Here is a 24,161-nt window from a genome sequence, read left to right as displayed (position 1 = left end):
AAACGTTTTCGTATCAAGCAACAAGATAAGTTTTTGTGGTTTCAACCTTTAGTTCCCCATATTAAAACCCGTTTAGACCTGAAAGTGTCAGATTTAAACGGGTTCTATAATTCTATTTAATTTTAATCGTTCTCCGCCAACCAATGGTCCAGCACATCAATAAATTCATCGTGTTGATCCAAAAGGGCTAAGTGGCGACTATTAGCAAACAAATGCCATTTGGCACCAGGAATATGATCATAAACAGATTTTGCGATCAATGGCGTACATAAATCATCGGTTCCATTAGTCACTAAAACAGGTACGTGAATATTTTTAAGTTGATCCGTCACATCATAATCACTGATTGTGCCGTTTTCTGTAAACTCATTGGGACCTTCAGCAATCAAACTAGCTCGTTTTCCGTTGGTAGCTCTGCGCAAAGGTTCTGGTGAATTTTCATCGGGATCATCCCAACAATAACGCTCCATGTAACGATCGTTGGCAGCTAAATACTTAGGACCGCTGAAGTCACCAGTTCTTTCAGCTTCCGCAATGGCTGCGCGGTCTTCGTAACTTAAGTATGAAATCAAACGGTGTTGTTCTTGAGTCCACAATTTGATTGAAGCTGGTGAGCCATCAATCATGACACTTTTGATTCCTTTTTGATCGTAACTAGTTAAATAGTACATTTCTAGCATGCCGCCCCATGATTGGCCCAACATGTGAATCTCGTCTAAGTGGAGATATTTACGTAAAGCAACCAATTCTTCTGCCCACGTTTCCTTCACATAAACGCCTTCATCTTCAGGAAGTGACGATTTTCCACAGCCCACTTGATCATACATGATAAGTTGCCGACCAGTTTTGGCATAATCATCCAACAATTCAAAATAGTTGTGTGATGAACCAGGGCCACCATGAATTAATAATAGCGGTGCCTTATCCTTACTTGGTTCTCCGACAATCCGATAATAAGTCTTGTAGCCGTGAAATGGCATATATCCTTCTTCAATTTTCATATTCTCAAGTCCTTTTATGTAAAATAGTGGTGCTAAATTTAATTGTACTCCTGAATATCATTGTTGCATTAAAAAGAGGACTTGAGTTGCAACTAGGACCAAACTTTTTCCTGACCCAATAATCCTAATTTTCATATTTATCATCAATCCTCACATTATTTTATTAAGCCCTTACAAAAACGTTATACAAACGTAACTTACGAAGCTTCTTAATTTCCCGGTATACTAACTAATGTTGCTCAAAAACACGAAGGAGAATAAGATGCCAAGAAATTTAAAAGAAGAAGTTGTTTTCACTGCCATCATGGCCGGATTAATGGTTTTTGTGATGGTTTGCTATAACGTTTTACTAGTTCAAGGATTCACTAAGGGAGTTATGTTAAACACCATCTCTGAATATCCAGGTGGCTTACTTGCCGCAATTATTTTAGACTTGCTAGTGGTTGGCCCAATTGCCAAGAAATTTGCATTCAAATATATCATTAATGATTATATGAAGAAAAATGTGGTTCTCATCGGAATTACCATTTCAGTATTGATGGTCCTCGGAATGGTAACATGTATGTCACTTTTCGGAATGATTATGGCACACAATTTTGGCGGTAATCTTTTGATGACTTACTTGCACACTTGGGGATTTAACCTAATTGTTGCTTTACCACTTCAGCTTCTCATTGTCGGTCCAATTGCCCGTGCAGTGCTAGGGATCATGCAAACCGCAACTGATAAGAAACAAGCTACACAAGAAACAGTTGATGAAGAAATTGAATAAATAATACCACAAAAACGGCCACAATCGGATGATTGTAGCCGTTTTTGTTACCGTAGATTTTCTGTTAATATCTATACGCCACATGCGCCATATCTGGCACATCATCCCACGCGACTGGGTAGCCAGCTCCATGAGCACAGAAAACAGAATCCGGCGTATTTTCCAAATCTGAAACTGGCTTGTACTTCAGACTCGAAATAATCTCCTCTGCATTGTGACAAGGCAGATACCCATCAATGATGCATTCCAATTGACCTTGTCCATGCGTATAAGCCCGGACTTCTTGGGCATATCCTTGCATTTCTGAAACTGGTGCAACTCCCGTCAATAGGGTCATTTCGCTATTCGGATCGTTATCTCCAGTAGCCATTTCTGGTGTTTCAAAACTGCCATTCATGCGTTGGATATCAGTCATCGCCCGTCCAACTTGATCTTTGCCAACTTCTAATCGAAATTGATACCACGGCTCCAATAATTGACAGTCATCACGTTGTTTCAACATCATCAAGCCTTGTCTGACTGCCCGCCAAGTGGCCTCTTTGAAATCACCACCGACCGAATGAACGTTGCTTGCTCTGCCGCCCACAAGCGTGATTTTCATATCCGTAATTGGGGCTCCCGTCAAAACACCTAGGTGCTCTTTGGCATGGAGGTTAGCTAATACCTGATGCTGCCAATTTTTACCAAGCACATCTAAGCTACAATCTGTCGCAAACGTCAGCCCACTTCCGGTTGGCGCCGGCTCCAATAACAAATGAACCTCCGCATAATGCCGCAGTGGCTCAAAATGGCCAACTCCTTCCACAGGTTTGGTAATGGTTTCCTGGTATAAAATGCTCCCTTCTCCAAAACCAACGTCCAAATTAAACCGTTCAAGCAAAATTTGCTGCAATATTTCTAACTGGATTTCACCCATAATTTGAATCCGAATTTCTTGAAGATGGCTGGACCAGGAAACGTGCAGTTGCGGATCTTCATCTTCGAGCTGCCGTAAAGCTGTTAAACACGTATGAATATCATTGTTTTTAGGATCCAATGCATAGTTTAAAACCGGTTGAATTGTCGGATTATCACCATCGTGTTGATTTCCAAGTCCCTGACCTGGATAAGTTCCCGTCAACCCCGTGACCGCACAAACACCACCAGCCAAAACTTGTTGTGGGCCTGTAAATTTATCACCATTGTAAACTCGTAATTGATTGGCTTTTTCATCATCTACTAAAACATCTTTTGTATGTAGAATACCACCAGTCATGCGAATCCAAGTTAACCGTTCACCCTTTTCATCATGAGAAATTTTGAAAACTCGTGCTCCAAATTCTTGGGGATATTTTGTTTCACTAGTCCAACGGTCAAGACCCGCTAAAACTTGATCAACGCCGGTTAATTTGAGCGCAGCACCAAAATAACAAGGAAAGACCTTTCGTTGTTTAATTAGCCGACGGACCGTATCGTCTTCAAGGTGTCCTGAATCCAAAAAGCTTTCAAGAACCTCATCATCACACATTGCAATTTCTTCACTAATTTCTTCTGAAATATCTGTGTTGTCAGCACTTGAATTAAACGCAATACATCCCACCGAAAACACGCTCTGTAGCTGATCAAGCACCGCATTGCGATCGGCACCGTTGGCATCCATCTTATTTACAAAAATGAAAGTTGGCACATGATAACGTTCGAGCAGTCGCCAAAGTGTCCGTGTGTATCCTTGAGTTCCATCAGTTGCAGAAATGACGAGAATGGCGTAATCCAGTACACTTAAAACTTGTTCCGTTTGTGCGGCAAAATCCACATGTCCCGGTGTATCCAATAAAGTAAGTTCGAGCTTGTGATACTGAAGACTAGCCTGGTGTGAAAAAATCGTGATTCCGTGTTTTTTCTCGAGGTCATCGGTATCAAGAAAGGCATCCCCATTGTCCACCCGCCCAAGTTTTCGTAGTTCGCCTGTGCGGTACAACATGGCTTCTGAAAGCGTGGTTTTCCCCGCATCAACGTGGGCGACGATCCCGGCTACAATGTGTTTCATGGTAATACCCCCTTGATTTGGCAAAAAATTACTTCACTTATTTTTCCCATAGAAATTTCAATAGTGTCTGGTCAACTTTAGGATTTGAATGTAATTTGCTATGTTGCGCTTGTGAACCCTTAATTTCTAATTCCTGATATGATTTAGCACGGCTTCCAACAAGATATTTTAATGATTTTGAGGAGTAATTCTGCACTCTACCATCACTATGATCACCAATATTTCCATAAATATTTAAAACTGAAACATTTTTAGGGTAGGTTTTTCGCAACTTCAGTAACGAACGATATGTTGCAATCATCCGTTTTGGTTTCCCCTGTACATTTATCGAGTTGTGTTTAATTGCATCATATCCACGAATACCTGCGAAATGGCCGGCAATATTTACTTCCTTATTGAGTTGAGGTAATCCTTTATGTTTTGGAGCAAAATCAGCCATATAGTACATTACTGCTTCGTTACCAACGGAGTGAGAAACGATATTGAATTTTTTGAAATGATAGGTTTGTTGAATCTTATTTAAAACGTCTCGTAACCACTTGCCGTCAGTTCGATAGCTTTTCTCGTGATTATTTTGATAATTTACCATCACAATTGGATTGATAACTTTTTTTCGGAAATGTCCGACTAAAGTAACTTTTCCAGTTTTAGACACTTCTGCGCGAATGACCCCATTTGTTGCATGAGCACTTTTAGCTGCTCTAACCATGTGTTGTTCCGCATGATAGCTGCTGCCAAATCCATGTAAAAATAACGTCGGAATATTTGTTTGTTGATATTTGCTAGCGACTTTTTCCTGACTGTTATGAACGTACATCCCTATAATAGCAACCAAAACTAGCATGATTATTAATAACATCAAACTGAACTTAATATGCTTTTTAATTACATTAGTTAACCGTTTAATAGCTTTACTATTCTTATAGCTTTTCATGGTTATACTCCCCCAAAAAATATCCATGCAAGAACACGAAACAAAAGATTACAAAATTTATACTCGAAGCCTATTTACTTAAACGCTCCCATCTTTACCATCTTCTAATTATGCGTCATCAGATACAAGGAAATCAATATTATAATAACTAGAACACTTATTTTTCTCTTGAAGGATTGGTTAAGTATATGCAAAACGAAAAAGAAGAAGGGGTAGCACTTTTAAAGCGATCCATTGATATTACCGTGTTAGTTATGCATGATGATCATTTTATAACTAATGAATTTAACTTTTTAAAACAATATATAACTGATGCAGATCTTAAAAGGGTATTTATAAACTGGAATAATTTTAAGTAAATTTGGTACGGTTTGGCGACACTCTAATTTCAATAAGAAATTTTTTAAAATTAGAATTTGTCTTATAGTAAATTTTCTAGTTGACAACTTCCCATCACCCGCTGTATGATAATGGCAACTTAGAATCGTCCTTAAAAACCGATGAGGTGGAGATCAAGATTACTGTGCACACACAGAGAGTCATCGTCGCTGAGAGTATGACCGAACGCAAGTAATTAAATGGACCACCGAGGGCTTTTCCGAAATTTCGAAAGTACGAAAAGACGTCATGACATACGTCAGTTGTCAGGAGAATGTTCGTTCTCTGTAAAGTAGGGGTGCATCTTTAGACTTTTCGCGAATCTAAAATGAACCCAATTGAGGTGGCACCGCGGTGAAAAACCCGTCCTTAACACATTGGCTGTTAAGGACGGTTTTTTGATTTCTCAAACGGGGTGAAACACATGGAAATACAACGATGGCAACGCTCATTGATCAATTTCAAGACAAATTATTCAACATATTTGGAGGAAATCAATCATGAGTATTTTTACAAACAAAAAGGCATTACTTATTGCAGGTATCATTCTGATCGGCGGCGTCAGTTTCGGCATTCATGCCAATTCTAAACAAGCTCAGGCAGCACCCGCACAAAAAATCAATTTATACGAAACCACTAATCTTACCAGTTTAGACGCTTCAAAAATAACCGACGGCGTTTCTAGTAGTCAACTCAGTCAAGTCGATGAAGGCCTTTACCGATTAAACAAAAATAGTAATCCGGTCAATGCATTAGCAACCAAAACCACCGTTTCCAAAAATGGTAAAACATATACTATTAATTTACGCCACAATGGCCGGTGGAGTGACGGTGAAAAAGTCACAGCCAACGATTTTGTTTATTCTTGGAGACGGACGCTAGATCCTAAAACTAAATCTGAATTCACTTATTTGTTTGCCAATTTCAAAAATGCCAGCGCCATTATGGTTGGCAAAAAGTCCCCTGCCACATTGGGCGTGACTGCGACTAGTAAGTATCAGCTAAAGGTCCATTTAAGCAAACCCATTCCGTACTTCAAGAAGCTTTTATCAGGCACAACTTTCTATCCAATTAGCCAAAAAGCCGTTGAAAAATATGGTTCTAAATACGGCATGACCGCTAAAAAAACGATCTACAATGGGCCATTCGTTTTGAAAGGCTGGAACGGAACTAATGATAATTGGAGTTTGGTCAAGAACCCAACTTACAGAGATCATAAAATTGTAAAGCTCGCTAAAATCAATTATCAGGTAATCAAGGCCACTTCAACGGCTTACAATTTGTACCAAGCCAATAAGCTGGCTATGGTTACTTTAGCCGGCGAAGAAAATGTCCAAAACAAGGACAATCCAGAATTAAAGACTTTGTCCTCCGGCCGAGTTGGTTTCATTCAGTATAACGAAAAAGATAAAACAGCGGCCAACAAAGATCTACGCACCGCAATTTCACTCACTATTAATCGTCAGCAATTAGTGGATAAAATTCTTGAAAATGGCTCTACCTCTGCCAAGACGTTTGGGGTGCACAATATGTTGAAGAACCCCCAGACAGGTAAAGATTTTGCCGACGATGCTTACATTTCGAGCTCTATGGCATACAACATTGCCAAAGCAAAAACTCTATATAAAACTGCACAAAAACAATTAGGAAAACAGCAATTAACTCTAACAATCACTTGCGCCAACGATGATACGAGCCAACATGCAGCTACTTTCATTCAAGGCCAGTTGATGAATCATTTAAATGGCTTGAAGGTCAACGTGCGCACTATGCCATTCCCTTCAATGTTAACAAAAGTCTCTCAAGGAGATTTCCAGCTTAATTTAACTAGTTGGGGCATGGATTTTGCTGATCCGACGCAAGCTTTGACCATTTTGACGTCTACCAGCAACTCCAACATGGGCCATTATCAAAGTAAAACCTATGACAATGCCATGAACGCTGCCGATGGAAAGGATGCTTTGAATCCTACTAAACGTTATCAAGATCTTGTGGACGCAGCCAAAACAGCTGTCAAAGATCAGGCGGTTACACCGCTATACGAAAGCCGTTCGCGTTTATTAGTGAAATCATCCTTGCATGGTGTTATTTACAATAAATTTAGTGGTGCATTAGATTTCCGCAGTACTTATGTCAAATAATGATAAAATCGGACTACCCTTGATGGGGCGGCCCAATTTTTATAATCTGCTAAGTTTCGGCTCCCTCACCAATCCGTTCCAAAAACGTTGCCAATTCTTCTGGCGTCTCTGGTCCAGCTTTGGTAATCCAGTCGACAATTACGCTCGTTAAACCTGTAGAATGGTAGCGCGCATAGTAGGCAATTTCACGAGAATTCAGATCTTGGAGCTGTCCCTTGTGATGGGATAATTGTACCAAAGTTTTGGCAATACTATCACGCAACATATCCTGTTCATTGGCCGCAACTAACACTTTGATAAAATCGCCATTGGCTTTAAGAAATCGCATGATATAAACTAAGCCCTCATGGGGAATCATGGCATCAAAATCAACTTTAGTTGTTAATTCGGTCATTATCCTGCTCATTTCGTGAGTCAATATTTCGGTCGGGTTTTGATAGTATCGATAAAAAGTCATCCGTGAGACACCGGCTGTTTTTGCTAATTCCGTGATTGAGATTTCCGCAAATGCTTTCTTCTTTAATGAACGCTCCAATGCGCCCAATATGTAGGCTTCCGTTTCGTTTGATCGTTTGGTCATTGACATGTTTACTCCTTTTGTCACTTCTGGCTCTGAAGTGATTGTAATGACTTAAAATTGGCGGTACACTTTCTTCAATTACTAACTGTTACAACAGTAACATATTCAAAGGAAGAAGGATAATATCGCATGAAAAAAGTAATCGCAATTACAGGTGCCAGTAGTGGGATGGGCAAAGCAGCTGTACAACTATTTGCTGAAAAAGGCTGGGTGGTTTATGGTGGTGCCCGTCGAGTTGAAAAGATCCCAACCAGCGCCAACATTCATGCCATCAAACTGGACGTCACGGATTCAGAGTCTAATCACAATTTTATTCAAACCATTTTATCAGAACAGCAAAGACTAGACGTGCTTATTAATAATGCGGGTTACAGTGAAGGTGGTCCTGTTGAAGATGTTTCAATTGAAAATGTCCGAAAACAATTCGAGACTAATTTCTTTGGCGCAGCTGAATTAACTAAGCTAAGTTTGCCAACTATGCGTGCACAAAACTCTGGCCGAATTGTCAATATTTCATCAATCGGTGGTGACCTTTATATCCCACTAAACGCTTACTATCACGCAACTAAAGCAGCTTTACAACAATGGAGTGACACCTTAGATGTTGAAGTTCAACAATTTGGAATTCGATCAGTAATTGTTCAACCCGGTGGCACCCAATCATCTTGGTCTGCAATCACCATGGACAATATTCGCAAAAATCTCAAGCCAGATTCTGCTTACTTACCCTTCGTTAATTCATTAGCTAAGAGTTTTGGCTCATTTGAAGGTCAAAGTGGGGCAACTTCAGCTGACTTAGCTAAAGTCTTCTATGCAGCAGCGACCGACTCGAAACCGAAACACCGTTATTTCCGTTCATTTGGAGACCGCGCGATCGTGCACATTGTCCGAGCCTACCCACGGATTTATCGTGCGGCATCACTAGCTGTATTAAATCGTTTAGCTAAACGAACTAAATAATCACAAAAAAACTTGCAGTCAATTTCTGCAAGTTTTTTGTATATATATTTTCACGTGAAACATTTTTCATCACAACAGACAATTCCTGAGATCGCCGACATGGTCGCTGATTTTGTTATATCTGTCACTGCAGTGGGCAAAATCAAACGAGTTGAGTAATAAATATCTATAATTAAACAAGTGCAGTTAACTAGGTTTTGGGTTATTTCCAAAATCGTTAATTGCGCTTGTCTTATTTTCCGTTAATTAAGAATGCACATCGCTGCCAAGCTAGGTACAAGAAATATTGCCGAGCAGTCGTCGTGAGTTGCATCACATTCAGCAAAACCAGATAATAGCTGTTTGGATAATTCTCAAAAATTGTCCACAAAATAAGTAAAACAGCGATAAAGGAAATGCCCTGCAAAACACGAGCCTGTTTTATCGTTTTAACCACACTTTTATCTTTGGTCATCACATCAGTAATTTGCTCAAGTGTGAACTGCTTTTTTAGTGCCGTAATTCGTTTTTGAAGCACATACCAAACCACTCCCAGGGCAATAAAGATAACGATCATAATTCCAGTAAATATCATATATTCTCCTTGTTCTCTTAAATGTCTTTGTTAAATCTATTATATCGCAAGCTGACTTAAAGTACTGAAATGAACCCACAGCATAAATTGAAATGCTTTCAAAATAATTTCAAAAAATTTAAATCATTTGAGTATTTAAGCCCCAATAAGGTAATTTTTCAAATTTTATACCAATAAAATATAAACCCTCATGAAGTGACTCATGTGTTCTTTTCAATCGGTATAGACCACATGTAATATCAGTCAATTTCAACAGCAACGGGGTTGTGTAAGCGCTTGTTTAGGCGTTATTATGGAAAACGCATTATGCATTTATAACTTTTTTCACTTTCCAAAAGGAGGAGTATTCTATATGAAATCATATCTTCAACGCATGGGTCGTTCTTTACAACTGCCCGTTGCTGTTTTACCTGCCGCCGCATTATTAGTCGGTATTGGTCACTGGTTACCTGCAAAATGGGCCGTGGCGCAATTCTTGCAAGCCGGTGGTAATGCCATTCTTGGTCAACTTGCGCTTTTATTCGCAGTTGGTCTTGCACTTGGTATGTCAAAGGACAAAGATGGTGCCGCCGCTTTAGCTGGTGTTGTTGCTTATTTTGTCCCTGTCTCTGTTTTAGCACCAGCTTCAGTTGCCTTATTAAAAAACATTAAGGTAACTCAAGTAGATCCATCCTTTAGTGCCCTTAGTGGTAATGTCTTTATCGGTATTATTGCTGGACTAATTGCAGCCTCACTTTACAACCGATTCCACGAAACTAAATTACCGATGGCCTTATCATTCTTTAGCGGCAAACGACTAGTTCCAATTATGTCCGCTTTAGTTATGTTATTTGTTACAGTGCTATTATTATTCGTTTGGCCACCAGTATACGAAGCTCTAGTTGCTTTTGGCAAATTCTTCGTTGGTTTAGGTGCTGTTGGTGCTGGATTATATGGATTTTTCAATCGTTTATTGATTCCAACTGGTTTACATCAAGCTTTAAACTCAGTATTCTGGTTCAACGTTGCCGGAATTAATGATATTGGTAAATTCTGGGCTAACCAGGGGGTTAAAGGGGTTACCGGTATGTACATGGGTGGTTTCTTCCCTGTTATGATGTTTGGACTCCCAGCCGGTGCCCTGGCGATTTATCGTAACGCCCGTCCTGAACGTAAAAAAGAAACAGCTTCATTGATGATGGCTGGCGCCTTCGCGGCATTCTTCACTGGTGTAACTGAGCCATTGGAATTCTCATTCATGTTTGTTGCATGGCCTTTATACGTAATTCATGCCGTTTTCACTGGTTTATCCTTAGCCTTTGCAGCATTTATGCATTGGACTGCCGGGTTTACGTTTAGCGCTGGCTTAGTCGATTTCGTCTTAAGTTCACGCATGCCGATTGCTAACATGCCCTACATGCTAATCGTTCAAGGTCTTGTCATGGCTGTTATTTACTACTTTGGATTTGATTTTGCAATCAAAAAATTCAATTTAATGACTCCCGGTCGTGAACCTATCGAAGCGGATGCAGCCGAAGGTGTCGATGTCGCAATCGATACCGATGATAGTGATGATAAATACAGCATTCAAGCCAAAAAGATTTATGCAGCTATTGGTGGTAAAGATAACATCACTGCTATCGATAATTGTACAACCCGTCTTCGTTTGCAATTAAAAGATACCGATACAATTAATAAAGGCGCTATTAAAGGGGCTGGTGCTATTGGTATCAACGTTCTAGATAAGTCCAATCTTCAAATTGTAATTGGAACTGAAGTTCAATTTGTCGCTGATGCGTTAACCAAACTTGATAAAGAAGGCGCTCCAGTAGGAAAAATTACTACTACAGCTGCACCAACTCCTGAACCTATTACAAGTGAAGATGTTAATTCTGGTGCAGTTGACACCTTCTATACTCCAACCGCTGGTCAATTACTTGCAATTGAAGATGTGAAAGATCCAACCTTCTCCCAAAAGATGCTAGGTGATGGCTATGCTGTTGAACCTTCAGATGGTAAAGTTGTTTCACCTGTTGATGGTGAGATCATGACCGTTTTCCCTACTAAACACGCGATCGGAATTAAAACCGATGATGGCTTAGAAATCTTGGTTCACATGGGATTAGATACCGTTGAACTTAAGGGAGAACCTTTTACAGTAAACGTTTCTGAAGGTCAAAAGGTTCGTCATGGTGATTTACTTGCTACTGCTGACCTACAAGCTATCAATCACTCTGGCAAGGGTACAACAATGATTGTCATCATTACAAATATGCCTGCTGTAGGTTATATGAAGTTTGACGGCCTTGCCCGCCAGGTTGGTACTGATGAAGAAGTTGTCAAAGTTATATTAAAGTAAATTTCCTTCTCATCAATTCAAATTAATAAGTCCCACAATAAAGATCGTTCTTTTAGGAACGATCTTTTCTTGTTCTTAATTTAAAAATTAGGTGCTAACTGAGTTAAATACAGCTAACACCTTTTTATGCAATTCATTAAATTCTGAGTTTTCAACGAAAATCAAAATAGGTGCAATTCGCCCGCAATTCCTGCATAATGCATTTGCAAAGTTGGGAGGAGGAAGCAAAATGAAGGTCGATGAACAAACAACTATGCGCGATATTTATAACCTAATTTTAAACCCCGCAACCAGAGTCTGGGAACGAACTCAATTGCTCACAATGAAAAACGCTGTCGAAAAAGGCGCACATTTCAACACAGAACTTGACCAACTAGAATTTGCGCTGCGCCCTTTAGCTTGGCGTGATAACCTGACTCCTGATGTGGCGGATTTTTATGCAAAAATAACTGATGATGCGGAAAAATCATCCCCGTTTGATGTCGCAAAACACCAAAATCTATCTAATCCTTACTATGAACGGGCCATATTCGCCGGTGGCTGTTTTTGGTGCATGGTGGAGCCCTTTGAGACGCGACCTGGCATTGTTTCCGTTTTATCTGGCTACACTGGAGGAAACGTCAATCAACCAACTTACGAACAAGTAGTGGGCCAACAAACCGGCCACGTTGAAGCAGTGGAAATTGTCTTTGATACCCGAATTATTAAGTATAATGAACTGGTGGCCCTTTATTGGCAAATTACAGACCCTACTGACAATATGGGCCAGATTAACGATCGCGGTGAGGAATACCGCCCAATTATTTTCGTTCAAAGCGCTCAGCAACGAAAAATTGCGGAAGCTTCCAAACAAAAATTAAGGGCATCTGGGAAATATAAACATCCGATTGTAACTGAAATTTTACCTGCCACCAAATTTTGGCCTGCCGAAAACTTCCATCAAGAGTTTTACAAAAAGAATCCAGTTAGATATAAAAAGATGGCACATGCACGCCGACAGTATCTGGCTATGCAGCATTTTTGGGGTAAAGTACGGGTCAGTTTAAACAAATTAATAAAAACCGGAATCAAAAAATGACACGACTAAGTGCTTCGCTTGAAGTCGTGTCATTTTGTTTTCTATAATTTAATCAATTTTTGGAAATTTCTCTAATCGATAAAGCTGTTCCTTATCGGGCTTGCGCTGTCCATCTTTAAACCTATAATTCATGTGTTGATAAAAAGGTAGTGCAGTGATAGAGGCTGGGATTTCAACCCGCGTTGCCTTCAGAAAATAGCTGTCTTTTTCCAAAGTTTCAATAATCAGACGACCAATCCCTCGATGCTGAAAATTAGGCAAAATAAAAATATCAAACAAACTGTATTCCTTAGTACTTCCCCAATATGACCCAATAGCTCCAGTACCAATAATTCGATCTGCATCAAGAAATACATAAAAATGTGTTTGTTTTGCTTTATTTATAAAAAATTTTGCATTCATACGTTTAATATCGGCTTCAATGTATTCCTGCGAATAATCTTTTCGATTGGAAACTCTCAGTGTTTCAGCAATCACTTTGGCAACATCATTAGCATCCTCTGGCCTAAATAATCGGTATGTAATCATGCGATTTACCTTCTTTTATAGTTTATTCAAACATCGCTTTTCTAAAGCGATCCACAAAAACGGCAATATTTTCGTCCAGTTCATTTGTTAAAGACCAGCGAATAAAGCTCTTCGTTTGCCTTAATGTACGATAATTATTGGCGGATTCTGGGTCTTCTATGCTACGACAGATCACGGATCACTTATTGCCGACTCATCATTTATATGTCAGTCATTATCAAACCTCCAAATTAAGCACTTAACCACATATTGAATTGTTGATAAACTTTTGTGATTGTTTTCGGTAAGTCAAAATTATAGTTACCACTGATTTGCTCACTTACGCCGCGATATAATTGCAGTACTTTACGCAAACTTGCTTTAGTTTCCGGCAACGAGGTTTGCTGATAAGTTGCAGATAATTGTGTTTTTTCAACTGCACTTAACGTTGGCTCGATAAACTTTCCCGTCACACCAGCATCAAATCGTCCATTTTGTTGCATGGTTGCGCGCATTTCCAGTAAAGTTAGTAGTTCTGGACGAACATATCGATTAAATTGCTCGTTAGCATACACTAGATTTTGCCGTGCCAAGCCTTTAACTACATTGCCGGCACACCAATAAAATTCTCGCACATGTTCTTGAAAACTGTCTTGATTGGGTAACGAAATAAAATGCGATTGAGCATTAGTTTTGCGCGGTGGGACTCGCCCCTTATTTTGGCGCCAAACAATTTTGTTTAATGTGTCATTGCTCAAATAAGCAGCTTCTGCCTTAACTGATGTCATTTTAAAATCAATACGTCGCGTGCCAGTATAGCGTGTAAGCCATGAAAACCACTTGCCACTATGCGGGCCAAACAGATCCTGTGTTTCAATAAATTGAACGATCGTTGGCTCGCCTAACTGTTGGAGCCACCACCAACCATCTTCGCGCGCTGGTTCACGTACAAAAAGTGTGACATCTAGATCTGTCCACTCATCGCTAATTTGTGTGCTATCATTTGACGCACCTTCTGTACCAATGGCAATAATATTCTTGTTATCACTTGCAAGTTTGATTAATTTATCTAAATCAGTAGTAATCATCAACATGCTCCTTTGATTATCATTCACAAAATCAGTACGCAACATTAAAGGCTACCGTATGCCAACACATAACGAAAATTTATTGAAAAAGTCCCACTTGCTAACTAAATAGTAAGCCAAACGTAATTAAGACAAAGAAAAAATGAATTATGACAAACAACTATTGTACAAAACACTAGCCTGGAAAAACATAGTTTCAGATAGTATGGTTTTTCCATCTCAGTATAAACATTAATTCTCCGCTACGATGGGCTTCATTAATTAATTGCCTTTTTGCACGCAATTTTATTTATGATACGGACTTCCTGCATTAATCATAAACGCACGGTAAACTTGCTCCACTAACACTAACCGCATCAGCTGATGTGGCAATGTAAACCGACCAAACGAGATGTGTGCATTTGCTCGTTTGATCACTTCAGGACTCAATCCGAGTGACCCACCAATCACAAATGTGAGATCAGAGTGACCGTACGTTGCCAACTGATCGATCTCCTTAGCAAATTCTTCTGACGAACGTTCTTTACCTAGTATCTCCAAACTGTACACATACTCACGTTCTTTGATCTTATTTAGAATTCGTTCTCCTTCTTTTTCCTTCACATCAGCCATCTCTGCGTCACTTAGAGATTCCGGAGCCTTCTCATCGGGAACTTCGACGATGCTAAACTTGCAGAATTTACTGAGTCTTTTTGCATATTCGGCAATTCCCTGTTTAAAATACTTCTCTTTGAGTTTTCCCACAACAATAAACTTGATGTTCATAAAAATACTCCTTTACACAAGTTATTCACAAAGTTATCCACAGGCTGGTGAATAAGATTCCCATATATAGGGGTCATTTTTCCACCACCACAACATGAGCTATCCCCAACTTGTCAACATAAAATTTAGTTATCCACTGTTTTCAACAGTAACACATGTTCGTATCCACAGGCTGGAAACGCTGATATATCTGCATTTGTGGCGTTCATAATTTTGTGAAACAAATTTAGTCCACAGTTTCCGTCCCAACCTGTGGATAACTTTTAAACCCATTTCATTACTTATACCAACCTGATTTAGGTCATCGCTTCAAAATGTCATTTTAGTTATTCACAAAGTTATCCACAGTTGTCCACAATTGTTTTTCACAGCTTATTTTTGATCTGAACAATCCATAATTATTGATGAGGGCAATGTTCGTTTTTCTTCTGATAAATTCCCGTCTTTCCTTAAGAAAAACTTTAGAATATTTAAAATCATTCGGAACCACAATTTACTCCAAAAATAAAGTGGATTTTCAAAAGTAATTCAAACTTGTTATAAAACGCCCAGTTCAGCCATTTATATACATTTCCTGTGTATAATTCTACACTATTTGTCCGTAATAAAAAACAACGCATAGATACATCCATCTGAAGTAGTTAGTAATTTTCTTTTGGGGATTACACTAGCCAATTAAAGACAAGAATAGAAACACGCGATCTCTCTTAACCTCATGGCCTGATTCGGCCTTGTTTTCCACAAAAAAAAGACGCCAAGCCTAACTTGACGTCTTTTCTAATATTCATAATTTATTTTGCCTGTGAACTTAGTGTCGTTGTGGTTTCTGTTAAGTGAATGGTGGCTGTCTTATAAGTGCTACCATGATACCAACCAATTTTCACTTTATCGCCAATCTTAAGTTTGTAAAGTTTATCCCTCAAGGTTGCCACACTGGTAATCTTTGTGCCATCCAATTTCGTGACGACATCATACTTCTTCAAGCCTGCTGTACGTGCTGGTGAGCCTGCATACGTTTGATAGATCACAGCGCCTTCATTGACACTTGATGGTAGCTTGAGGATTGACTTCTGTTGACTAGACGTAATGTCTGTTAAATCAATCAAAGAAGCTCCTAACGCTGGCCGAACAATCTTACCTTTACTAATTAACTGATTAATAATCGTAACCACTTCATTAGATGGAATTGCAAAACCCATTCCTTCAACACTTGTACCAGATGAACTGCTTGATAATTTCATGGAGTTAATGCCAATTACCTGACCTGCTAAGTTGATCAAAGGACCACCTGAGTTACCAGAGTTGATTGCGGCATCTGTTTGAATAACTGTAGCTTCCCCAGTTTCTTGACCAGATTCATTCGTCGTTGAAACGGTTCGTTTCTTCGCAGAAATGATTCCTTGTGTTAAGGAAGTAGCATAATCTGAACCAAGTGGTGAACCAATCGCTAGCGCCGTTTCACCAACTTTAATGTTATTCGAGTTACCAAAGCTGGAAACGGTTGTCACTACAGAAGAGTTAATTTTCAAAACTGCTAAATCGGTGACGGAATCCTTACCTACAACCTTAGCTGAAACTTTCTTACCATTACTCATAATTATTTCAACGGCGTTTGAACCCGAAATAACATGGTTGTTTGTCACTACGTAAGCCGCATTTCCGCTCTTTTTGTAAATGACTCCTGAACCTTCTGCGTATGTCTCAAGCTTACTTGAGCTTGAGGAACTTGACGAACTTGAAGACGATTCTCCAAAAATCGAACCATATAAACTGTTACTTGAATTTGAACTTTCCTTCTTCAGATTAATGACGGTAACCACAGCATTCTTAATGCTGCTATAAGCCTTTTCAGACTGCCCACTCACATTAACCTTCACGTTGCTGACCTTGGTTGAGCCCGAACTATTCGAACCACTTGGGACGGCTGTCGCGTTTTCTGCTTGTCGATTACTAAAGTAATTAACTGCCCCAAACGCAATTCCACCACCAATCAAACCTGCAACTAGCGCTGTAATGAAAACTGCCCATAAATTCTTGTTTTTAAACATAGCTATATGCGATCAAATGATCGCCAAACCCCCTTCGCCTTATTAATTGTAACTGCTTTCAGAATAACAATAAATTGTGATGAAAATATGAATGATTTTTATATTTTTCACTAAATTGCTGTCAGTTTAGTTGCCTTTGTATGATCTGTGTCAAAAAGCTGAAAGTCATGACCAACGGCTAAATCTTTGTTTTTCATCATGGAGGCCACGGTTAAGTGTGCAAGTTCCTTCATATTATTGTGCAAACTTAAATGCCCAAGAAAAATCTTTTTTGTGTTGTATCCCATGACATCCATCAACGCATTTGCGCCAGCTTCATTAGATAAATGCCCATGATCACTTAAAATCCGTTGTTTCAGTGGCCAGGGATAGCCACCCATTCGCAGCATTTCTACATCGTGGTTCACTTCGAACAAGTAGGCATCCGCATTTTCAATTTGGCCTTCCACCCGCTCTGAAACATAACCGGTATCAGTTAAAATCACAAAGGTTTTCCCATTATGATGAAACTCATAAAATTGAGGTTCTGCTGCATCATGCGAAACTGCAAAGCTTTCCACATCAATATCTCCAAAGGACTTCGTTTTGCCAACTTCGAAAATGTTTTTCTTTTCTTCTGGGATAGGACCAATTTTGGGCTCTATAGCTCGCCATGTTCCCTGATTAGCATATAAATCGAGGTTATATCGGCGGGCCAAAACACCAGCCCCTTGAATGTGGTCCGTATGTTCATGGGTAATGAAAAGTGAATCGACATCCGCAAGGTCTCGGCCAATACTGTTCATTAAACCTTCAATTTTTTTCCCGCTTAATCCGGCGTCCACTAACATCTTATGTTTGGGAGTTTCAATATAGGTCACATTCCCAGTACTACCACTTGCTAAAACACTAATCTTCATATCGTCGTCACTCATGTATTTCCTTACCCCTTCGAACTAAATTTAACTTAAATTAAGTGTCTAATGAACTTCAGATGAAGCTGAGCTACTGCTCGAGACTTGGCTGCTTGTTGATTCACTCGAACTTGTTGAAACTGCATTGGTACTTGAACTTGATGTACTACTGCTGCTATAGGCTCTTCTGGTCGTAGCTTGAACACTTGCCTGTGTACTTGATTCCACGGCTCGTTTCGAACTAGAAACCGCTTGGTTCAACAGACTACTATCATCTTCGCTACTAGACTCTGCAGTACTTGAACTGCTACTGCTACTAGATGAAGATTGCACCTGTGTATTATACTTCATAATTACACCCGTAAATGCATTGATTCGATAATATTGAAGGGTCGCACTACTTTTACCATGGACAGCAATGTACCACGTTGGCACATAAACTGATCCTTTTTGGATACTCAACAATCTTGTATATCCTAAACGAGCCCATTTAATAACAGACTCATTAGGCACCTCATTATACTGGTAAAGCCAAATAATTGCACGTTCCTGACTTATCGTATCTTGTTTTTCCCGCAATGGATTAGCATCTGTCAAATACCCCTGTGTGTAGCCAACCACTTGACCACCACTGTTAATCTTAAATCGAATTTGTCCTGATATGGAGAAAATTCGTTGCCCCGAAACCATTTGCGTATAGATAATCTGACTACCTGTAGAAGTTTTGGCATCATACTGATAATGTTTCCCATTCACAATCTGATTACTGTCGTTCACAATTTGATTCAATGTTTTTTCTGGACTTTTTGTATTCAAAGTTAGCGGTGTGTTAAACGTACTAATTATTTCACCGTTAACCATTTTAGCTGATTGGGCAGTCAAAGATTCCATTTTTTCCTTTAGCCGTTTATTTCCAGAGGTCTGGGTTGAAATATAATAGCCTTGACCTTTTTTGTTAGACGGCTTTGAAAAAGAAATGGAATCATCGCGCATTTCTTTCAAAATTGTCGCGTTATGACTCGCTCCCTGTGAAGTTGAATGAACATCAGAATTATTTTGGAAAAAGGAGATGACTAAAAAGATATCCAGTGCCGCGAATGCTGTTAAAAATATTAACTCAATTCTTTTGAAATCCATGCGTTTTCATCCCCTTATGGTTGTTGTTCAATCAACTTTTGATAAGAAATCCATTGATTCTTGTAGTTCACATACCAAGTTGGTGTTAGGTTTACCACTAAATCACTGGATGGATTTGCAGTCCATTGATAACCAATTTCAATGTTCTTAATATCACTTAATTTGTAACCAACTGCTTCTAAGCGATCCAAAACAGTTTGCGTCGATGGTAAAATCGTGCGTTCCTTACCTGTGGGTACAGGAATTTGTAAACTGTATAACGAAAAATCAATTTCTTTTGTTCTCGCACCAGTCATCTGAACTTCAACCGTTCCGTACTCGGTTTGATTAAAGATAGGAAAGCCTTCGACGTAACTACGGTAAACAACGGAATTATTTTTGGCATTGTAGTGATAATAGCGCATGTTATCCAACGGGACTTCCATTTGTTTCAATACTTTGAAACTCTTGGACAACGTTGAACTCATCCCGGTATGATAGGATTGCTTCCCCGACAAATCTTCATAAAATACGATGCCCCGTTTGTTATTCACGGTCATCCGCTTTGAATTACTATCATTATAAATTGTTTTGCCTTTTTGTTCCTTAGTTGTCACTGAAGAAGCATTATCACTATCCATTAAAGTTGAAACAAAATAAGCGGCGGTTTGTTTATTAACCAGATAACTATATTCCGGAACTTTAACTTCATTTTCGTAATTCGTCATCAAACGGTGATTAATTAACGTTTCTGACACTGCAAAGCGTTGTACCTTGCCAATCAATAGTTCCTTAATCTGAGCTAGATTTTGATTAGTTGTTCGAACTTTATAAATTGCATAATTTTCATCATTTAAAAGATAAACTTCATTTCGTTTATCAACTGAAAAAACGATTCGAGAAAATTTACCACTAAACCTGGTCTTCTGATCAAACGCGTCATTTAAAATACCACTCGTCACATTGTCCGGATACTTTAACATAACTGTATTATCACGGGCAACTAAATTTTCATACGCCTTACGACTATTGATCGATTTTCTCGTTACGCCACGTAAGTGCCACTTTTGGATGGCACTTCGGATAGAATCCGTTAGACTAACATTAGTATTGTTAATTAAATACGAACTCGTATCTGATTGATGATAAATTACCTGTGTTGGTAAATAAATATCACCAACCGATTTATTCGATTGTTCACTTTGAACTACATTACTATTTCGACTTGATTGTTGTTTCGTTTTTTCATAGTGGGCCGGATTTGTCCAAATAAACCACGACAAAACCACACTTAAAAGGACCACTAGAATAAGGCCAAGATGAATTAATATTCGATTAGCTCGCATTCCTCTCATTCCCACTGATCCTCCTCGTCTAAGGGCTCATAAGGAAGGGAAATGTAGAATATAGAGCCCTTGCCTTCCTTACTATCAACCCAGATTCGGCCGCCATGCATTGAAATAATTTCCTTTGAGATTGCCAATCCCAAACCAGTTCCACCTTGTGCACGTGAACGTGCTTTATCCACCCGGTAGAATCGATCAAAGACATGAGTTAGATCCTTCTTCGGAATACCCAGCCCTTGATCTGAAACGCTTAAAATAACGTGATTATGCGTTTCTAACAAGCGGCAAGTAATTGTGCCACCATCTGGTGAGTATTTGATCGCATTATTCATTAAATTATCTAACACTTGTTGGAACTTATCAGTATCAACTTCAACCCAAAGATCACGACGCGTAAACTCACGTTTGATGATGTAATTTTTATCAGGATTATCGTCTGTTTTTAGGATCATGTCAAATCGATCCAGAACATGGTTAAACAACTCATTTAAGTTAATAAGTTCCAAATCAAGTTTAGCTGTTCCAGAATCCATTCGTGACAAGCTTAGTAAGTCATTAATCATCCGAATCATCCGATCCGTTTCTTCTTGAGTCACTTTTAAAAACTGTGGTGCAACTTTAGGATCCTTCCACGCACCATCTGTTAGAGCTTCAATGTAACTCTTTAAACTGGTCAATGGTGTCCGTAGTTCATGAGAGACGTTAGAAACGAATTGTTTACGATCTTGGTCAATTTTTTGTTGTTCAGTAACATCATGTAACACACAAACCAGACCACTAATAAAACCGGATTCTCGCTGAATTAATGCAAAAGAAGCATGCAAAATTAGATCTTGCGTTTTAGTTGAAAAATCCAGCACAATATCGTCTTGATTTTCTAACAGTTCTCGCAAAGTATACGTGGTTCGAATATCTAAAACGTCCAGAATTGATTTTCCAGCTGTGTGTTCCGCATCGGCACTCAAAAAATCAAGCGCCATGTCATTTACAATTGTGATCCGGCCACGCCGATCCGTGGCAATAACGCCATCGGTCATGTGAGCAAGCACACTATCCAACCGTCGTTGTTCAGACTCAGTGGACTCTTGTGCTTCCTCAACACGCACAGACAGGTTATTTACCGCTGAGGCTAATTGCCCCAACTCATCCTTTCCATACACATGAACGTGTCCAGAATAGTCTCCACGGGCAATTCGCATAGTTTGTTTCTTCATTTCTTCAATTGGTCGCGTAATGGCTCGCGAAATAATAATGGCCAGCAACAATCCCACAACAATGGCAAACGAAGCCGCCACAAAGAAAATTAGTGTGATTTTATTAACGTTTGAATAAACACTCTCTAAATTCGCACGCACATATAAAGCACCAACCACAGTATTCGTGTTACCGCTTGTGCTAATTAACGGAATAATTGAAATGTAATATCGATTATTATTTCCCTGATCATAATTAACCTGTTGATAGGAACGCGAATTATAAATCACATTTTTAATCGCTTGATCTGTTGTTTTTTGACCGACAATTGATTGTTCGTTCAGATCACTTGACGCGCGTACGGTTCCCTTGTTATCAATAACACGAATTTCTGTAATGTTAGTATTATTCACATCAGAAACAATCTGTTGAATCTGTTTATTTGCTGAAGTGACATTACTTTTTCCAAGTTGCTCTGAAATCTCATTATCAACATAGGTTCCTAATTGAATTTGACTCTTAAACTGGCTTAAATTTTGTTGCTCCAATTGACGTACAAAAATAACCCCGACAATTTCCAATGTTATCATTAATAACAAGGCGAATACCAAGGCTATTTTAAAGTTTATCGATTGATAGAAACGGGTTTTCTTGTTCATAACCAAACATGGCTCCCATTATTTTTCATTTTCTGGATTCCGTAAATAATATCCCACTCCACGTCGGGTAACTAGGTAGATTGGATTACTTGGGTTTTCTTCAATTTTTTCACGCAAACGCCGAACCGTAACATCCACCGTCCGCACATCACCAAAGTAATCGTAACCCCAAACTGTCTGTAAGAGATGTTCACGAGTCATAACCTGTCCCATGTGCTGCGCTAGATAATAAAGCAGCTCAAATTCACGATGAGTCAAGTCAAGCTGGTCACCACGCCGCGAAACCGCATAGGCATCGGGATTAATATCCAAATCACCAACTTTGATGTCATTGCTTTCTTGTTCAGAACTAACTAACTGGTCTTGGCGACGCAAGTTAGCCTTCACCCGGGCAACTAGTTCACGGTTAGAAAATGGTTTCGTTACATAATCATCAGCGCCAAGTTCCAAGCCAACTACTTTATCTAATTCAGAATCTTTCGCTGTCACCATGATAATGGGAATACTATGTTTTGCACGCACACGACGTGCAACTTCCAAACCATCAATTTTGGGTAGCATCAAGTCCAAAAGAATCAAATCTGGTTGTTCATCTTCTACTTTTTCAAGGGCTTCTTCCCCATCATAGGCTTTAATAACTTCATAGCCTTCTTTAGTTAAATTAAATTTTACGATGTCTGAAATTGGTTTTTCATCGTCAACAATTAAAATCTTTTGCATAAAACTTGTTTCCTCCTTAACAGAGTCGTTTTTGATTGAAATCTATATGATCTTATTTTCGCCAAAAAGCTTAAAAACATTGCATTCTTATTATACCACACGACTTTTAGCGGTTACATTGGTGGGACATAATTACTGATATATACCATGTGTAATATCAGTCCATAGTAACTTACTCCACAGACAATACAACAAATATCGTATAACTCAATTGGTTTTATACTTTTCTATAATAAAAATGAGTAAAAATGATAAAATGATTAGAAAAGTATTGCATTTTTATTTTTTGAGATATATTATGACCAACGAGGAGATGATATTATGAAATTTAGTTTAGGAAGTTTAGGCAATTTAAAGAAGACCGAATCCTTTAGTAATTTATCCGATAGTTTTGCTGGAATTCTTAAAGAAAATGGCTTTATTTACCATAAACTGGGCAAAGTAAGACTATCGTAGCTTGGTGCAAAAAAAATGATGATAAGCCAAGGTTGATGACATATGCATTGGTATAGTAATACAACATTAATGCGATCATTAACATACATAGATAAAATGACGAGTACATGGTTAATTAAGAACTCGCCATTTTTTGTAGAAAAATTAGTCACATCTCATTCAAATAAGGAAAATTTTCAAAATTATCTAGGTATGAGAACTTATCTTTATTAAATAATTTTGAACGATACCGGATAACCCATGATTTTTTCTATTTAACTAATTTTGGCATTAAACAACCATCAAACACGAAAAAAAAATATTAATCCAAAACGTATCATATTTTGAACACACAATCGAAGATGGACTATTTATTTCATTTAGGGAAGATAATGTTGATCTTTTTGCTGAATTTTTTTGATTGGCTACTACACAAATACTCCAAAATGAATTCTAATAGTCTCTCTAATGAAATTATAGGATTAATAATTAAGCGTTTGAATATATTTCTTAGGCCAGAAAATCACAAATTAAACAGGCTCAATTACACGAAAGAAAGCTTTTATAATTCTTATCACACCGCGAATTTTATAATCAAGTTAGCCATC

At 38.7% G+C, this 24,161-nt stretch carries 21 protein-coding genes; 7 read left to right on the top strand and 14 right to left on the bottom strand.

Going from position 1 to position 24,161, the window contains the following annotated elements; all coding sequences use genetic code 11:
* Positions 1–122 precede the first annotated feature (122 nt).
* Entirely contained in the window at positions 123–1,001 is an 879-nt protein-coding gene (gene pepI, locus PPA04_RS06370; RefSeq protein ID WP_057784937.1) for a proline iminopeptidase, read from the bottom strand.
* 262 nt (positions 1,002–1,263) lie between these two features.
* On the opposite strand from pepI, the gene PPA04_RS06365 reads away from it, so the two are divergent.
* A complete protein-coding gene (locus PPA04_RS06365) occupies positions 1,264–1,773 on the top strand; it encodes a DUF2798 domain-containing protein (protein WP_057784936.1) in 510 nt (169 codons plus the stop codon).
* A 64-nt stretch (positions 1,774–1,837) separates the two neighbouring features.
* On the opposite strand, the gene PPA04_RS06360 is transcribed toward PPA04_RS06365, so the two are convergent.
* Positions 1,838–3,799, bottom strand: a complete 1,962-nt coding sequence (locus PPA04_RS06360) for an elongation factor G (RefSeq protein WP_057784935.1) — start codon at positions 3,797–3,799, stop codon at positions 1,838–1,840.
* A gap of 37 nt (positions 3,800–3,836) precedes the next feature.
* Positions 3,837–4,733: an alpha/beta hydrolase gene (locus tag PPA04_RS06355; protein WP_229923044.1), complete on the bottom strand. Its 897-nt coding sequence runs from the start codon at positions 4,731–4,733 to the stop codon at positions 3,837–3,839.
* Positions 4,734–4,921: 188 nt separating this feature from the next.
* On the opposite strand from PPA04_RS06355, the gene PPA04_RS09575 reads away from it, so the two are divergent.
* Positions 4,922–5,092 carry a hypothetical protein gene (locus tag PPA04_RS09575; protein WP_186806968.1) on the top strand — a complete coding sequence of 57 codons (171 nt, stop codon included), beginning with the start codon at positions 4,922–4,924 and terminating at the stop codon, positions 5,090–5,092.
* Positions 5,093–5,611: 519 nt separating this feature from the next.
* Entirely contained in the window at positions 5,612–7,252 is a 1,641-nt protein-coding gene (locus PPA04_RS06350) for a peptide ABC transporter substrate-binding protein (RefSeq protein ID WP_057784934.1), read from the top strand.
* A gap of 49 nt (positions 7,253–7,301) precedes the next feature.
* Here PPA04_RS06350 and PPA04_RS06345 read toward each other — a convergent pair whose 3' ends face one another.
* Positions 7,302–7,832 (bottom strand): TetR/AcrR family transcriptional regulator, encoded by a 531-nt coding sequence (locus PPA04_RS06345; RefSeq protein WP_057784933.1) that lies wholly within the window; start codon positions 7,830–7,832, stop codon positions 7,302–7,304.
* 129 nt (positions 7,833–7,961) lie between these two features.
* Between PPA04_RS06345 and PPA04_RS06340 the strand changes: the two genes are divergently transcribed.
* A complete protein-coding gene (locus tag PPA04_RS06340) occupies positions 7,962–8,792 on the top strand; it encodes an SDR family NAD(P)-dependent oxidoreductase (protein WP_057784932.1) in 831 nt (276 codons plus the stop codon).
* Positions 8,793–9,024: 232 nt separating this feature from the next.
* Here PPA04_RS06340 and PPA04_RS06335 read toward each other — a convergent pair whose 3' ends face one another.
* Entirely contained in the window at positions 9,025–9,366 is a 342-nt protein-coding gene (locus PPA04_RS06335; RefSeq protein WP_057784931.1) for a hypothetical protein, read from the bottom strand.
* Positions 9,367–9,718: 352 nt separating this feature from the next.
* On the opposite strand from PPA04_RS06335, the gene nagE reads away from it, so the two are divergent.
* Together nagE and msrA are read left to right on the top strand one after the other, a co-directional pair.
* Entirely contained in the window at positions 9,719–11,704 is a 1,986-nt protein-coding gene (gene nagE, locus PPA04_RS06330; RefSeq protein WP_057784930.1) for an N-acetylglucosamine-specific PTS transporter subunit IIBC, read from the top strand.
* Positions 11,705–11,933: 229 nt separating this feature from the next.
* On the top strand, positions 11,934–12,782 hold the full coding sequence (gene msrA, locus PPA04_RS06325; protein ID WP_057784929.1) for a peptide-methionine (S)-S-oxide reductase MsrA: 849 nt from the start codon (positions 11,934–11,936) through the stop codon (positions 12,780–12,782).
* 48 nt (positions 12,783–12,830) lie between these two features.
* Here the strand turns inward: msrA and PPA04_RS06320 are convergent, their stop codons facing one another.
* The 9 genes from PPA04_RS06320 to yycF all read right to left on the bottom strand — a co-directional run bounded on the left by PPA04_RS06320 (position 12,831) and on the right by yycF (position 23,118).
* Complete coding sequence (locus PPA04_RS06320; protein ID WP_057784928.1) at positions 12,831–13,310, bottom strand: GNAT family N-acetyltransferase; 480 nt, start codon at positions 13,308–13,310, stop codon at positions 12,831–12,833.
* A gap of 230 nt (positions 13,311–13,540) precedes the next feature.
* Positions 13,541–14,377: an aminoglycoside 6-adenylyltransferase gene (locus PPA04_RS06315; protein WP_186806967.1), complete on the bottom strand. Its 837-nt coding sequence runs from the start codon at positions 14,375–14,377 to the stop codon at positions 13,541–13,543.
* A gap of 285 nt (positions 14,378–14,662) precedes the next feature.
* The gene (gene rlmH, locus PPA04_RS06310) at positions 14,663–15,142 is read right to left on the bottom strand and encodes a 23S rRNA (pseudouridine(1915)-N(3))-methyltransferase RlmH (protein WP_057784927.1); all 480 of its coding nucleotides are present in this window, start codon (positions 15,140–15,142) and stop codon (positions 14,663–14,665) included.
* Between the two features lie 791 nt (positions 15,143–15,933).
* Entirely contained in the window at positions 15,934–17,190 is a 1,257-nt protein-coding gene (locus PPA04_RS06305) for a S1C family serine protease (RefSeq protein WP_057784926.1), read from the bottom strand.
* A gap of 110 nt (positions 17,191–17,300) precedes the next feature.
* Positions 17,301–18,104: an MBL fold metallo-hydrolase gene (locus PPA04_RS06300; protein ID WP_057784925.1), complete on the bottom strand. Its 804-nt coding sequence runs from the start codon at positions 18,102–18,104 to the stop codon at positions 17,301–17,303.
* Positions 18,105–18,149: 45 nt separating this feature from the next.
* Positions 18,150–19,220 (bottom strand): two-component system regulatory protein YycI, encoded by a 1,071-nt coding sequence (locus PPA04_RS06295; protein ID WP_057784924.1) that lies wholly within the window; start codon positions 19,218–19,220, stop codon positions 18,150–18,152.
* Positions 19,221–19,234: 14 nt separating this feature from the next.
* The gene (locus tag PPA04_RS06290; RefSeq protein WP_057784923.1) at positions 19,235–20,554 is read right to left on the bottom strand and encodes a YycH family regulatory protein; all 1,320 of its coding nucleotides are present in this window, start codon (positions 20,552–20,554) and stop codon (positions 19,235–19,237) included.
* Complete coding sequence (gene walK / locus PPA04_RS06285; RefSeq protein ID WP_057784922.1) at positions 20,551–22,398, bottom strand: cell wall metabolism sensor histidine kinase WalK; 1,848 nt, start codon at positions 22,396–22,398, stop codon at positions 20,551–20,553. The genes PPA04_RS06290 and walK overlap by 4 nt, the downstream gene beginning before the upstream one ends.
* A gap of 18 nt (positions 22,399–22,416) precedes the next feature.
* On the bottom strand, positions 22,417–23,118 hold the full coding sequence (yycF, locus tag PPA04_RS06280; RefSeq protein WP_057784921.1) for a response regulator YycF: 702 nt from the start codon (positions 23,116–23,118) through the stop codon (positions 22,417–22,419).
* Between the two features lie 321 nt (positions 23,119–23,439).
* Between yycF and PPA04_RS09825 the strand changes: the two genes are divergently transcribed.
* Positions 23,440–23,574 (top strand): hypothetical protein, encoded by a 135-nt coding sequence (locus PPA04_RS09825; RefSeq protein ID WP_260268012.1) that lies wholly within the window; start codon positions 23,440–23,442, stop codon positions 23,572–23,574.
* Positions 23,575–24,161: the final 587 nt, after the last annotated feature.

The organism is Pediococcus parvulus (assembly GCF_007990205.1).
Lineage (GTDB): Bacteria > Bacillota > Bacilli > Lactobacillales > Lactobacillaceae > Pediococcus > Pediococcus parvulus.
Note: the sequence above shows the minus strand (reverse complement) of the source record. Positions and strands in the feature narration are given on the sequence as shown.